Genomic DNA, 14,062 nt, shown 5'->3' with positions numbered 1-14,062 from the left:
CCATTTGAGCTATGCCTGTCGTGACCGCGAATCAGGTTCAAAAAAGCACTATGTTTTCTGCCTAAAAACCACGCTTTTGACCCGATAACGCACTTTTTGTCTGACTTATGGTCTTGAAAGGGTGCTGGGCACGTGAGTGAAATACCAGCTCGTCCTTGTCTCTTTCGTCATAGCCATTGGTCATTGGCTCGATGGGGGTCACTGGTTTTTGTATGGGGGTTGGTGGCTGGGGGTAGATTCTTTGCTGGGGGTTGGGTTTCATCAACTCCTTATGCAGGTGCTGGGCCAGTTGCTGATGTTGCTGGGCCTGTTGTTTTGTATCTTGGGTTGAAGTCACTTGCTGAGGGTTGGGCTTTGGTAGAGGTTTTGGAGCTGGGGCCATTGGCGCACGCTTGGGCTTAACCGCCTTGGTCTTTGATTTGGCTGAAGCTTTATGTGAAGTTTTGGTGGTGGGTCTGGCAACAGGCTTTGCTGGGTTAGCCACCCTACCCTTCAGGGTTGATGATTGAGGCCCCTGGGTGCTGTCAGGCTGCGGGACTGGCTGAGCAAATGCTGCCCACATCTTGTCAGATACCAGCTTCCACAGCGCCAGTTGGTCCTCAGGGTTGGCAATTTCCATAAATCTCATGTTTGGTCTCCTTTTCCTACATTTATTTATCCGTTGCCATAAATAAATGCATGCGAATATTTGAGCTTGCCAAACCAAAATCACCAGAGCAACTGAGGCTTGATCAACTGAAAGCCTCAAGCAAACGTGCCACTGACGTACTGAAAGTTGAACGCGAAAGACAAAAAGCACAACGCGCACAAAAAGCTTTGAGTCAACTACTCAAACCCAAATCGAACACGATCAAACCTATTCAACCAATCAAACCCAGATAGCCAAAAGAAAGCCGACCTTAGCGTCGGCTTGTTGAACATCAATGTGTTTAATTGGCTTTAGCTGGAAGCTTCAGGGTTGGTCGTTTGCCTGAAGTAGCTTCTTTGTCAAAGCCAGCTTTGACCAGTCCGCTAACAGCTTCTATACGCCCATCAAGTTCGCCCGCATCTACAGCCGTTCGCAACACTTCAAGCGTAGTGATAACGCCTGCAATGTTTTCTGTCTCGATGGCGTTCTTTCCTTCGACCACTTCGAGTGTACGAGCACCATAGCGAACAGTGATGCACATCTTGCCGTTATCGCTTGGCCACCACCATGGCTTCAAGCGCTTAGGGATCTCAACTTTGCGCGTCTCCCCTGTTGCTTCATCTTTAACGCTGCGGATCTTTACTGGCACAAACTCAGTCCCAGATTGAACGGCTTTGGCCATTTGTATCTGCTCATGAAGTTTGTTGCTAAGTTTTTGACGACGAGCGTGCTTAGGGCTATTGCCCTGTTGAGGCTTGCTGGCGACGAATTTCAATGCACTTAAACCTGACATTTGCTACTCCTTGTGTGTGTTGCAGGAATAACTAATTTATTGTCAGACCATGGCTCTGGACAACCGAAATGATTGGTAACCCGACAGATTGGAAGGACTCAGATTACTGAAATTTAAGATGGTCAAACTGGCTTTGAACCTGAGTAGTACGCTACAGCACGCGCTTGCTCAATTGCCATTCGGTCCTTGTGTTCTTGCTCTTCACGCTTTGCGTTTAATGATCGCGGTGTGTAGCGTTCGATCTGCTTGGGAGTGAGATGCCAGTATGGGTTGCCTGTTTGCTCGCGCATCTGCCATTCAATTTCACTTTTGAATTCAGCACCCAATCGACGCTTGAAGAAAATGGCATCGTGAACATTGGCAATGGGTACATGCCCTTTAGCCATTGCTGCTTGACGAACAATATCCATGACATGCGTTTCGCCGTGCTGATAAAGGTAGGCGAGCACCTTGGCTTTGCTAGGTCTTCCGCTATCCGTCTGCAGGTATCGCTCGAGCAGCAAATCAGGACGGAACTTCTTGAACAAATCGTAGAGGTAGTCGTCCAGTGCGTTTTGCTCTTTGATGAAAAGCTTGACCGTATCGTCGGCAAGAAATCGCATTCTGTCTTCAGTGTTTTGCAGGATCTCTACAAGCGCTGGGTTAGTCCAATTGCCAGATGCATCTAACCACCCTTTAGCTGTTTGTCGTGCACCAAAGCTGATAGCGGTAAACGCTTGCTTGAGTAGCTTGGGTCGTAGATCTTTGGGTACCGGGCTACTTTCTGGAAAAACATAATGGCGCACTGTCGCCATGAAGTCTGCTTTGTCTTCCAAGTACAGGAGCGTGGCGGGAAATGATTTCTTCAAATCTTGATCAAGTCCACTGGCAGCTAAGTAGCCACGGGCATAGCCCATTTTCCAAGCGACTACGCTGCTTCGGATGTCGTATTCCCAGCAGTTACCCAGCATAGCGCGGCGCAACTCCTTGTTGACGTTTTGAACGCTGGTTCCTTCGTAATAGGTACGACCAAACGGACTGAGTTTTTTGCGTTGGAGGTAGTAGCCCTTGGTAACAGCGGCTATGCCAAGAATTGATAACGCTTGTCGAAGTGCCAAATCTTTCTTGGGCCCTTGGATCATCTTTGATTCAGTCTCAAGCCAATAAACATATGCCTTGACTGACTCAACATCAACTGGCACCCAATCGAAAAGCTGCCGCAGCTTGTCCTCGCGCCATTCCAAGTTGTACTCTGGATAAAGGTGATCAAACAAGGCAATGTTGCTGACATCATTACCGCTCAGGTACGCATCAATCTCTTCGTCAGTTGTGGCGGCAGACAGGGATGCAGCAGGAATCTGCAAGTCGTTTTGTATCGTGACAAGGGGTGTGAGCTTGACCTGGGAATTCTGCCCAGAGAACTTAGTGCCCTTGACCACCGTTTGGACGATGTCCCAGTCGTTGTCCGTGAGCCATTTATGCACGCGGATCTTTTTGGGTCCGATCTGCCCGCCTTTATTAGCCAGTTGGTCTAGTGAAATTGCGTAAAGTCCAAGTTTGCGTTGCTCGGGTGTTTGCCCACGCTGAAGGGCATCAAACAGCATGGATTCCACAACGCTGATGTATTTAGCCAGCGCCCGTTTGGCAGCCGCAGCTGGCTTGGGAAAAGCCTTCTGTAGGGCTGCTTCTACCGACTCATGGACTGTGAGCTTGATCACTTGATACACGTTCCTTGCAAATGAAATCTAGGATTTCCAGTGTATTTAGCACCTTTTTACAGATTTCACGACCACAAAAAAAGTCACAGACATATAGTAATTTATAAGCCTGATTTGTTGAAATATATTGGATAAGTGGGATCTTGGAGTGGCATTACCACCATATGCCGAAGGCATGCAGCTTCTCTTTTTTGATTAAGTAAAAGTTTTTTTCATTGACAGCTATGCAGCGATTGCGGCCAGCCGAACTGAGGTGCTTGGTTCATATTGCTCGGTAAAAGCCGTCAATGACTCACTGAGCATTGCGGTGACATGAACGACCGGTATCGAAGGAACTGCAGTCGTCTTGCTTGGCTGGTTAGCCGACCGCACCGAAAGCGCGTGGCTGAAAGTCCGCTGCTCGAAACGGTGAATTCACGCTCTCGACCCTGAACCGCCGTAGAGCTTTTGGGAAAGCTGTCGTTCAACGACCCAAGCTCAGCGACCCGGCGCACGGGACGCGTGGATTGCAAACCACGACGTCATGCCGGGTTCGCTGCAGCGCATGGTTATGCGGCACTTGGTTGTGTACTTCATGGGCCTCTACTTTTCTGCTTACGACCAAAGGCGGCTGGTCGCGGTTACATTTTCCTTTCGTGATTATGAGGCGAAACTTTCTATTCAAGGCTTTCGGATGGATCTTCCTTTACCTTTTTCAGCCACGATGAATTCCAGCCATCGAACACCTTCAGTCTTACTAGGGTTCCAATGGGAATGAGTGGTGCCGGCCGGAACGAGTAGGCTGTCACCGGGTTTTAGGGTAATGGGTTCCTTGCCCTCCTGCTGGAAAACTGGTGTCCCAGAAACTACATAGAAGGTGACCGCCGCTGGATGAAAATGGCGACGGTTGACACCACCTGGCTCGTACTTCACATCTATGACTGTGAAGTCCAGATTCGCTGTGCCGTCCACTCCGCGTACTATGAGATCCGTAGGTGTTACCCCAGATTTTTGTGGGATGTCTTTCGGATCTTGTGCGTGAGCTACAGACGCAGCTAGAGCCGCCCCGAATAAGATGAGTTTAGTTAGTCTGTTCATTTTCAATCTCCATTTCGATGAGTGCCGCATAACTTTGTTTTCGGGCGACTGCCCAGCTGCGTAACATCGTTACTGCTCCATAATATCACACATCGACCCACGGCGTAACGCGCTTGCTGCTTGGATGCCCGAGGCATAGACTGTACAAAACAACAGTCATAACAAGCCATGAAAACCAGCACTGCACCGTTACCACCGCTGCGTTCGGTCAAGGTTCTGGACCAACTGCGCGAGCGCATACGCTACTTGCATTACAGCTTACGAACCGAACAGGCGTATGTCCACTGGGTTCGTGCCTTCATCCGTTTCCACGGAGTGCGTCACCCGGCAACCTTGGGCAGCAGCGAAGTCGAGGCATTTCTGTCCTGGCTGGCAAACGAGCGTAAGGTTTCGGCATCCACGCATCGGCAGGCATTGGCGGCCTTGCTGTTCTTCTACGGCAAGGTGCTGTGTGTGGATCTGCCTTGGCTTCAGGAGATCGGAAGACCTCGGCCGTCGCGGCGCTTGCCGGTGGTGCTGACCCCGGATGAAGTGGTTCGCATCCTCGGTTTTCTGGAAGGCGAGCATCGTTTGTTCGCCCAGCTTCTGTATGGAACGGGCATGCGGATCAGTGAGGGTTTGCAACTGCGGGTCAAGGATCTGGATTTCGATCACGGCACGATCATCGTGCGGGAGGGCAAGGGCTCCAAGGATCGGGCCTTGATGTTACCCGAGAGCTTGGCACCCAGCCTGCGCGAGCAGCTGTCGCGTGCACGGGCATGGTGGCTGAAGGACCAGGCCGAGGGCCGCAGCGGCGTTGCGCTTCCCGACGCCCTTGAGCGGAAGTATCCGCGCGCCGGGCATTCCTGGCCGTGGTTCTGGGTTTTTGCGCAGCACACGCATTCGACCGATCCACGGAGCGGTGTCGTGCGTCGCCATCACATGTATGACCAGACCTTTCAGCGCGCCTTCAAACGTGCCGTAGAACAAGCAGGCATCACGAAGCCCGCCACACCGCACACCCTCCGCCACTCGTTCGCGACGGCCTTGCTCCGCAGCGGTTACGACATTCGAACCGTGCAGGATCTGCTCGGCCATTCCGACGTCTCTACGACGATGATTTACACGCATGTGCTGAAAGTTGGCGGTGCCGGAGTGCGCTCACCGCTTGATGCGCTGCCGCCCCTCACTAGTGAGAGGTAGGGCAGCGCAAGTCAATCCTGGCGGATTCACTACCCCTGCGCGAAGGCCATCGGTGCCGCATCGAACGGCCGGTTGCGGAAAGTCCTCCCTGCGTCCGCTGATGGCCGAATGCGCTGGTTGACGGCCCCACTCGTTTGCAGTCATCAGTTCAACTGGAGTGATCTCTTCTGACTTGATATAGCGCAAGGCGGTTATACCCCAAAAGCGCATGCTTTGCTCCCCTCAACTCGATGGGAGACCATCATGGAAACCTCAACCAATGTGGTTCATCACGAACCGTGGAACAAGGGCAAGATCGTCGGGCAGAAAGCGCCCTTCAAGGTGAAAGACATCTGGGCCCTACGCGTACGGCTTCAGATGGAAGGACGGGTTCGCGAGCTCGCCCTCTTCAACCTTGGTATCGACAGTAAGCTTCGCGGATGTGACCTCGTATCACTCAAAGTCCGCGACGTGACCCATGGCGATCAGGTGGCCAACCGAGCAATCGTCATGCAACACAAGACCAAGCGCCCAGTGCAATTCGAGATCACGGCTGTCACCAGAGAGGCCTTGCAAGCGTGGATCAAGCAGGCGGCATTGAAATCCGACGACTTTCTTTTTCCGAGCAGGCTCCACGACTCCCCCCACCTCGGAACCCGGCAGTACGCTCGGATTCTCGGGCACTGGGTGGATGAGCTTGGTCTGGATCGTTCCGAGTATGGGACCCATTCGATGCGAAGGACCAAAGCCACGCTGATCTATCGACGCACTAAGAACCTCCGAGCCGTGCAACTGCTGCTCGGTCACTCCAAGCTGGAATCGACCGTGAGGTACCTGGGTATCGAGGTCGACGACGCTCTTGAAATCTCCGAGCAGACTGAAATCTGAGACGGTCATTGAAGGCGGCCTTTGTTCCGACACCGGGTCGACCGCCTTCAATGGCAGCTATGTGGGTGCATTCAAAAGTGTTGCTTTCGGCCAATTACAGTCCTTCGCGAACGGCAGCTAGCTAGCTAGCGACGTGTCGGAACTACCGAGGTCGGAACTCACTGTTGCACCCTGGTTTCAATAGATCTGGAGTTAGTGCACGCATGTTCCCGAACCTTGGCTAACTGAATAGCTCAGTTAATGACGACATGCCGAGTTTATTGTGCGGTAGGCGGTACGTCTAAGAAAAGGTTAACCAGATTGGGGCGTAATAGCATCCACACCTACATAGCCCCCGGTTGACGAAATCCAACTTCCGGTCGGCCGTTTGACCAAGCTGCAAAATGCCTTGACACGAATCGCTCAAATAAATCAAACTATCTCAAAGATAGACGGGGCACATTCGCTTTCATAATATCAAAAGGGATGAGCTCATGCAGGTCGCACACATTCATATCCAGAACTTCCGAGGCGTCAAAGAGGCTTCCCTCTTTTTCTCCCAGCATGCCGTTCTGCTCGGTGATAACAATACGGGGAAGACGACAGTTTTGGAAGCCTTGGACCTGACACTTGGTCCAGACAGGCTGAATCGCACTCCCCCAATTGACGAGCATGACTTCTATCGAGGGCAGTACCACACCAAAAACGTAGGGGCTGCCCAGCCTATCGTCGCAGTTGACGCGCTAGGTGCACCTGGCGCCGAAGGCGCAAAAGGAGAGGCTACAGGCAAGGAAGCCCTAACGATCAAAATTGAAGTGACGATCATTGACCTAACGGGGGAGCAGCAGGCGCGGTTTGGCGACTATGTCGAGTTTTGGGACTCGAAACAGAAAAAACTTTACAGCGATGCTGCACCGGAAGGTGTGGACGCTGCAAACATAACGCATGCCCTGCGTGTCGCGTTCTTGGGCCACTATGACCCAGAGGAAGACGATTTTGAAGGAAAGACTTACTACGCACGTACGATTACCGGCGGTTCGCCTGTGTCATTTAACAAGAAGGATAAGCAGGTCTGTGGCTTCCTCTATTTACGCTCAGTGCGCACCGGTTCACGTGCGCTAAGTCTTGAACGAGGAAGCCTGCTCGACATCATCCTGCGCCTGAAGGAAGTACGTCCGCAGATGTGGGAGGGTGCAATAGAGAACCTGGCGTCATTCTCGGTAGCTGAAGACCCAGCACTAGGCATATCAGGTGTGCTTAAGAGCATCAACACAGCGTTGAAGAAGTACGTTCCAAAAGAGTGGGGAGTAGAGCCTCATCTAAAAGTCTCAAATCTGACCCGTGAACATTTACGAAAAGTCATCACCGCGTTCATTGCAACAGGTGAAGGTGACCATGCCGCCCCCTTCTATCGTCAAGGAACAGGAACGATCAACATGCTGGTCCTTGCTATGTTGTCTCAGATTGCCGAAGATAAGCAGAACGTCATCTTCGCAATGGAGGAGCCGGAGACGGCCATCCCGCCTTACGCGCAGAAAACTATCATCCATGAGGTCCGCAAGCTGGCCTCACAAACGCTGTTCACCTCACACTCGCCCTATGTGCTCGAAGAGTTTGCGCTGACTGAGACGATTGTTCTGTCGCGCAACGCAGCCGGCAAACTTCTTCAGGCGGAGGTTGCACTCCCAGACAGTGTGAAGTTGAAACGGTATCGGCAAGATTTTCGGCAAAGATTCTGCGAAGGGCTGCTCGCACGACGAGTTCTAATAGCTGAAGGAGCGACAGAATCCGATTCGTTCCCAGCTGCATGCCGGAGACTCGCAGAACTGAAGCCCGAGACCTATTCTTCAATCGAGGCGCTTGGTGTCTGCATCGTGAATGCCGATGGTGAAGGCAATATCTCTGATATGGCAAAACTGTATAAAGCCATTGGCAAACGGACATTCGCCCTTTGCGACCTACAAGATGCTCGTGCGCAGGCTCTGATTGAGGCCCAGGTCTGTTGGCGATCGCCCAAAACTGACCCACTTAGAGCAATAGTTTTCACCCAAAATTGACCCATGTGATTGAATGTCCTGCTCAAGGAATGAGCAGGAGAATTTGGAGTGATCACAGTGGGCATGCTAGCTAAAATTAGGCGGATGCACTTGCGCGAGAAGCTCTCGATCCGAGAGATTGCGCGTCGCACCAATTTATCCCGAAATACCATTCGGCAATGGTTACGACAACCAGATATGGTGGAGCCGCAGTATCCGGTTCGACCGATTAAAAGCATCGTTGAACCACACTTTGAGCAGATTCGGCAGTGGCTAAAAGCGGATAGTCACCGCGCCAAGAAAGAAAGGCGCACGGCCAAGGTGATGTTTAACGAGCTCAAAACCCAAGGTTATGCAGGCAGCTACGTGCGTCTAGCCACCTGGGTGCGTAAGTTACGCCAAGAGATCACGGATGCGCCAGACCGTAAAGCGTTCGTACCAATGTTCTTTGCTCATGGCGAAGCTTTCCAGTTTGACTGGAGCTGTGAGTACGTCTGGATCGCGGGTTTACGGCGACGGCTGGAAGTCTCGCATTGCAAACTTGCCTCGTCGCGTGCCTTCTGGATGGTGGCGTACTTTACGCAGAGCCATGAGATGCTATTTGATGCTCACACTCGCTCATTTATCGCGTTTGGTGGAGTGCCACGACGAGGCATCTACGACAACATGAAGACAGCCGTCGACAAGGTGCTCCGAGGTAAGGGGCGCAAGGTCAATGCACGCTTCGAAGCAATGTGTGGCCATTATCTCTTTGAGCCTGACTTCTGTAATGTAGCCTCTGGTTGGGAGAAAGGCATCGTTGAGAAGAATGTTCAGGATCGTCGACGTCAGATCTGGGTAGAGGTTGGTAACCAACGATGGGACTCACTCGAGCAAGTCAATGCGTGGGTCTCTGAACGTTGTCGAACGGCATGGACTGAGATGATGCATCCGCAATGGCCAACGATGACGATTGCTGATGTGCTGCAAGATGAGCAGCAGCAAATGATGCCGTGCCCTAGGCCCTTTGATGGTTATGTCGAGCAACCAATAAGAGTCTCATCGACGAGCTTGATCCACTTTGAGCGCAATAGGTACAGCGTACCGACACCGTTTGCCCATCGCGTAGTCAGCTTGCATATCTACCCTGCGGAATTAGTGCTTGTTGCCGATGATCAGGAGATTGCCCGCCATGTACGTCAGTTTGATCGGTACGTAACGATCTATAACTGGGAGCATTACATCCCGCTCATTGAGCGCAAACCTGGTGCTTTACGCAACGGCGCACCGTTCATGACTATGCCCGACTCGTTGTTGAGTCTTCAACGCCACCTTCTTCGCCATCCGGGTGGAGATCGGGTGATGGCGCAAGTTTTATCTGCCATACCGGTGCACGGTATCGAAGAGGTGCTTGTAGCGGTAGAGATTGCGCTTGAGTCTGGACACCCAAGTGGAGAACACGTACTCAATGTTCTGGGACGTCTTAAAAATCCCGTCACGCCTGAAACCGTTCTGGTGTCTCCACTGAACCTCAGAGTAGAGCCCTTAGCGAACGTCTCTCGCTATGAAACGCTGCGTAACATTCCAACAGAGGTCAATCATGTCCCATGAAATCATTCGTCATCTGAAGTCACTCAAGCTCCACGGCATGGCCCATAGCTGGCCTGAGCTAACAGCGCACAATCGAGTCGCTGACTTCGATCCAGAGCAACTCATGATGCAGCTTATTAAGTCAGAGACGGCAGAAAGAGAGGTTCGCTCGGTAGCCTATCAAATGAAAGCAGCAAGATTCCCGGCTCATCGAGACTTCAACGGATTTACATTCAGTGAAGCGCAAGTCGATGAATCATTGATGGCCGAGTTGCGTACGCTGTCGTTTCTAGATGCCGCACATAATCTAGTATTTATTGGTGGTCCTGGCACAGGTAAAACGCATCTAGCTACGGCGCTCGGTATCGATGCAATCAGTCAACACGATAAACGAGTCAGGTTCTTCTCTACGATCGAATTAGTCAACGCTCTCGAGCTAGAAAAAGCAGCGGGAAAACAGGGGCAGATTGCCCATCGCCTGGTCTATGCAGACTTGGTTATTCTGGATGAGCTGGGTTACCTACCATTCAGTCAGGCAGGCGGTGCACTTTTATTCCATCTGTTATCGAAACTATATGAACATACGAGCGTGGCGATCACAACAAACTTGAGCTTTGCAGAATGGCCCAAGGTGTTTGGTGACGCAAAGATGACAACTGCACTACTAGATCGACTCACGCATCACTGCCATATCGTTGAAACCGGAAACGAATCCTGGCGCTTCAAACAAAGTGAGTCCAGTAAAAAACAGACCAACAGAAAATCAAACAAAGAGGGGGATTCAGATACGAAAAAACTTAACTTATCCACAGAAACACTGTAATTTATGCAGTAACAGGGTGGGTCAGTTTTAGATGAAAACTCTGGGTCAGTTTTAAGTGATTCTCAACAGAATAGCGCTTAGGGTGGTGGGTACCGAGTAGAAATCACCACCCTGAATTGAAAAGTACTTCACCATAATTTTTCGTAGCCCAATTTTTTATGGACGCAGGACCCAATCGGGCAAAGCGTGCGGGCATCAAAAAAGCCCTACAGCGCACTTTTACGCATGAGGGCTGGGCTGAGTAGCTGGGCAGCGGATTTATTGCTTGTAGGGCTTAAAAATTTATACGTTTTTTCAAGCGAGTTGCTAGCGCTTGGAACAAAAAAAAGCACTGAGTTCATCAGTGCTTTTTTGATCTGGTGGGTCGTAGTGGGATCGAACCACTGGCTTCCACCGTGTGAAGGTGGCACTCTACCGCTGAGTTAACGACCCAGATTCTTTGCTGCTTACTACTTTGACGTACCAAGCTTTTTACTCTACTGCTTCAGTGACTTAACTATCACCGACACATTCAAAACTACCTACTTTTGCGTACCCAAAATCTAAGAAAAGACATAGAAAAATCTATGACGAGTAGTATAGTTGGACTTTACTACTTTTTTCTTCTTAAATCACTTTAACTTTACGTTGCAAGTGCTTGAATTTAAAAAGAAATTTCTCAACTTTTTTGACACAAAAAACTCGGCAATTAAGCAGTGTGAAGGCAGTGCTCTACCACTGAGCTAACCGCCCAATCTGACGCGCACATATTGCGGCGGGATTGGAGTCTTGGAGTTAATCCAAGGGGCAAATTATACACACTCAAGCCTTTGATCCAATCGAAGACTGGTCACGACCGCTCTTGGTCGAACTTACGAATCCTCGCTTGTAGACTGTCGTTGCGCGGGGCACAAGGAAAGTAAAAAAACTGCGACAAGTATTGGCACCATTACCCAGTTCAACGCTTCACCCGGAGCAACCCCCTCGGTGACGACTGGTTTTAGATGGCCTGCGAGAGCCCGCAGAGGCGGCTCAAGGATAAAAACAAGAAGCACAAGCGGTACGAGTCCTCGGTAACGCAACAAAAGTACCCATAGCAGCACCGCCAACAGCAGCTGGATAGCGCCCCATTGCCCGAATATTGCAATAATATTTGCACCACCAGCAACCGATAGGTCTATGGTCGCAATACTTTGTGCACCACCATCGGGAGCAAGCATGTGTATAAGACTTCGCACTGTGATGAGGCACAGGTATAACACTGCAATCCACCAAGCTAAGGCTGGACCGCTTGAGATAGATGGATTGACCGGAAACAATGCGGTCAAATCAGGTCGCCAAACTTTGGGCAGCATATTTTTCACAAGCGCTCCATTAATTTAAGTCTTACATTGGGCAAAGAGTTAATAGTTGGCATCTTGCAATAGCCGCTTGTCTGCCGCTCCGAAGCGGGCTACTACCTAAGTGACGGCAAGAGTATTGAAATACACAAGCCAAAGACACTCATGCACATCGTGGCGAGCCCGCCCCCAATCCAAAGAACGTACTTATGTGAATTGGTTAGAACCGCAACATCAGCGCGTAATTTTGAAATTTCACTTTTACATTCATCCGCGTTGGTCGTCATCGCGTCCTTGAGGTCGGCAAGGTCAGATGTCACTTTGACTTCAAACTGAGAAATTCTATCCCCGAGGTGACCAACCTTCAAGTCTAGTTGGCCCACTTTCTCGTCTAGATGACCCACCTTGACGTCTAGTTGACCCACCTTCACATCTAGATGACCCACCTCCACTTCTAGGTGACCCACCTTCACTTCCAGGTGGTCGACCTTCTCATCAAGATGATCGACTTTCGCTTCGAGACGATCTGTCTTCATCTCAAGACGGCTAGTATTGGCCTCTAGTCGATCCGTCTTCTCCTCCAGGCGATCGGCCTTTGTTTCTAAACGATCGGTCTTTCCCTCAAGCTGATCGAGCTGTGTCTTCACTCCATGACTAAGCACTCTAAAATCAGCCTTTGTCGCATACTGCTCATGCCTGCGCAAAACAACCATCACAATCCCTTCTCAAAATAAATTTCAGAGATGATTTTCTGAAGCTTCTACTCTGAACGAACCAAGTACCAAACACAAGATAGAGGTCTTAACTATTACAAACATTTACAAAGTACCGTCTACAAAGTACTCGCATTCAGGACAGCGAACGCAGTCTCAGGCATGCCATTACAAGAAAAATCAGCCATAATTCAACCCAAACAACACCTATTTGAGACGAGCCGTGAAAATTACCGCGATTACCGCTATTCCATTGTCCTTTCGCCTCGATCAAGGCAAAACGGTGACGATGGGCATCGGCAGCACCACAAAGCGTGACGCCATCATCGTTAAGGTCGAAACCTCCGAGGGCATCACTGGCTATGGTGAGGCACATCCAGGACGCAGCCCAGGGGCCGTCGTCAGTCTGATCCACAACACCCTCGCGCCGATGCTAATCGGTATGCAAGCCACAGATTGCATAGGCGTTTGGAAGCGCGTACATCGCATGCAGCTATCTAGCCACGGTGTAGGTTCGGGCGCCTCACTCGGCTTAGCCGGTATCGATATGGCGCTTTGGGACATTCGCGGTAAGGCCGCGAATATGCCGCTGTATGAATTGCTTGGTGGCAGCAAGCGTCGCCTACCGGCCTATGCGGGCGGCATCTCGCTCGGCTATCAGCCCAAAGAGTCGCTCGCCGAAGAAGCGCAAGAATACGTTGCGCGTGGTTATAAAGCCGTAAAGCTACGCCTTGGCGACACGGCTGCAAAAGACATTGAGCGCGTATTACATGTGCGCAAGGTGCTCGGTGACGACATCGATATTCTGACCGACGCGAATACGGCCTATACCATCGCAGATGTGCGGCGTGTCTTACCTGTGCTCGCCGAGATCAAGGCTGGCTGGCTTGAGGAACCCTTCGCCTGCAGCGACTTCGCCTCTTATCGCGAAGCAGCCAAAATCACATCGCTCGTCCCCATCGCCGCTGGTGAAAACCACTACACACGTTTTGAGTTTGCACAGCTGCTCGAAGCGGGCTCCGTTCGAATCTGGCAACCAGACTTATCCAAATGCGGTGGCATCACGGAGGGCTTAGCGATTGCGGCGCTCGCTTCCGCACACCGCATCCCTATGAACACACACAGTTCGGCGACAGGCCTGAATCATGCAGCAACGATTCATTTCGCCTCAGCGATTGAGAATACGCAATATTTTGAAGCATGCGTGTCGCACTACAACCCGCTACGCGATATGTTCGGTGTGAGTTTTGAGATCGGCAAAGACGGTTGCGTCGAACCGCTCGATAAACCCGGAATAGGCATTGAAGTAGACGAATCGATCTTTGCAAAGTACCCATTAATTGATGGTCCTGGCTATGTAGTGAAGTTTTAAACATTCC

At 51.0% G+C, this 14,062-nt stretch carries 12 protein-coding genes and 1 tRNA gene; 6 read left to right on the top strand and 7 right to left on the bottom strand.

What is annotated here, in order from left to right:
- Nucleotides 1-61: 61 nt before the first annotated feature.
- The 4 genes from KZZ10_RS08050 to KZZ10_RS08035 all read right to left on the bottom strand — a co-directional run bounded on the left by KZZ10_RS08050 (nucleotide 62) and on the right by KZZ10_RS08035 (nucleotide 4,195).
- Nucleotides 62-628, bottom strand: a complete 567-nt coding sequence (locus KZZ10_RS08050) for a hypothetical protein (RefSeq protein ID WP_259660962.1) — start codon at nucleotides 626-628, stop codon at nucleotides 62-64.
- Between the two features lie 301 nt (nucleotides 629-929).
- Complete coding sequence (locus KZZ10_RS08045) at nucleotides 930-1,421, bottom strand: DUF6641 family protein (RefSeq protein ID WP_259660961.1); 492 nt, start codon at nucleotides 1,419-1,421, stop codon at nucleotides 930-932.
- Between the two features lie 122 nt (nucleotides 1,422-1,543).
- Nucleotides 1,544-3,118 (bottom strand): hypothetical protein, encoded by a 1,575-nt coding sequence (locus KZZ10_RS08040; protein ID WP_259660960.1) that lies wholly within the window; start codon nucleotides 3,116-3,118, stop codon nucleotides 1,544-1,546.
- Nucleotides 3,119-3,778: 660 nt separating this feature from the next.
- Entirely contained in the window at nucleotides 3,779-4,195 is a 417-nt protein-coding gene (locus tag KZZ10_RS08035) for a cupin domain-containing protein (protein ID WP_100120406.1), read from the bottom strand.
- Between the two features lie 168 nt (nucleotides 4,196-4,363).
- Here KZZ10_RS08035 and intI1 point away from each other — a divergent pair, with 168 nt between their 5' ends.
- The 5 genes from intI1 to istB all read left to right on the top strand — a co-directional run bounded on the left by intI1 (nucleotide 4,364) and on the right by istB (nucleotide 10,651).
- Nucleotides 4,364-5,377 carry a class 1 integron integrase IntI1 gene (intI1, locus tag KZZ10_RS08030; protein ID WP_083377976.1) on the top strand — a complete coding sequence of 338 codons (1,014 nt, stop codon included), beginning with the start codon at nucleotides 4,364-4,366 and terminating at the stop codon, nucleotides 5,375-5,377.
- Nucleotides 5,378-5,620: 243 nt separating this feature from the next.
- Nucleotides 5,621-6,244 (top strand): tyrosine-type recombinase/integrase, encoded by a 624-nt coding sequence (locus KZZ10_RS08025; protein WP_019425179.1) that lies wholly within the window; start codon nucleotides 5,621-5,623, stop codon nucleotides 6,242-6,244.
- 473 nt (nucleotides 6,245-6,717) lie between these two features.
- Nucleotides 6,718-8,280: an ATP-dependent nuclease gene (locus KZZ10_RS08020; RefSeq protein ID WP_259660959.1), complete on the top strand. Its 1,563-nt coding sequence runs from the start codon at nucleotides 6,718-6,720 to the stop codon at nucleotides 8,278-8,280.
- Nucleotides 8,281-8,337: 57 nt separating this feature from the next.
- Nucleotides 8,338-9,849 (top strand): IS21 family transposase, encoded by a 1,512-nt coding sequence (gene istA / locus KZZ10_RS08015; protein WP_259661028.1) that lies wholly within the window; start codon nucleotides 8,338-8,340, stop codon nucleotides 9,847-9,849.
- A complete protein-coding gene (gene istB / locus KZZ10_RS08010; protein ID WP_259660958.1) occupies nucleotides 9,839-10,651 on the top strand; it encodes an IS21-like element helper ATPase IstB in 813 nt (270 codons plus the stop codon). The genes istA and istB overlap by 11 nt, the downstream gene beginning before the upstream one ends.
- 357 nt (nucleotides 10,652-11,008) lie before the next feature.
- Here istB and KZZ10_RS08005 read toward each other — a convergent pair.
- From KZZ10_RS08005 to KZZ10_RS07995, 3 genes are all read right to left on the bottom strand, one after another.
- A tRNA-Val gene (locus tag KZZ10_RS08005) sits at nucleotides 11,009-11,083 on the bottom strand.
- Nucleotides 11,084-11,502: 419 nt separating this feature from the next.
- A complete protein-coding gene (locus KZZ10_RS08000; protein WP_259660957.1) occupies nucleotides 11,503-11,994 on the bottom strand; it encodes a hypothetical protein in 492 nt (163 codons plus the stop codon).
- 92 nt (nucleotides 11,995-12,086) lie between these two features.
- A complete protein-coding gene (locus KZZ10_RS07995) occupies nucleotides 12,087-12,617 on the bottom strand; it encodes a hypothetical protein (RefSeq protein ID WP_259660956.1) in 531 nt (176 codons plus the stop codon).
- A gap of 289 nt (nucleotides 12,618-12,906) precedes the next feature.
- Here KZZ10_RS07995 and KZZ10_RS07990 point away from each other — a divergent pair, with 289 nt between their 5' ends.
- Complete coding sequence (locus KZZ10_RS07990; protein WP_259660955.1) at nucleotides 12,907-14,055, top strand: mandelate racemase/muconate lactonizing enzyme family protein; 1,149 nt, start codon at nucleotides 12,907-12,909, stop codon at nucleotides 14,053-14,055.
- The last annotated feature ends 7 nt before the right edge of the window (nucleotides 14,056-14,062 follow it).

It is taken from the genome of Zwartia hollandica (genome assembly GCF_019923725.1).
In the GTDB taxonomy this organism is placed as follows: domain Bacteria; phylum Pseudomonadota; class Gammaproteobacteria; order Burkholderiales; family Burkholderiaceae_B; genus Zwartia; species Zwartia hollandica.
The sequence above is the reverse complement of the archived record's forward strand: the minus strand, read 5'-3'. Positions and strand labels throughout refer to the sequence as shown.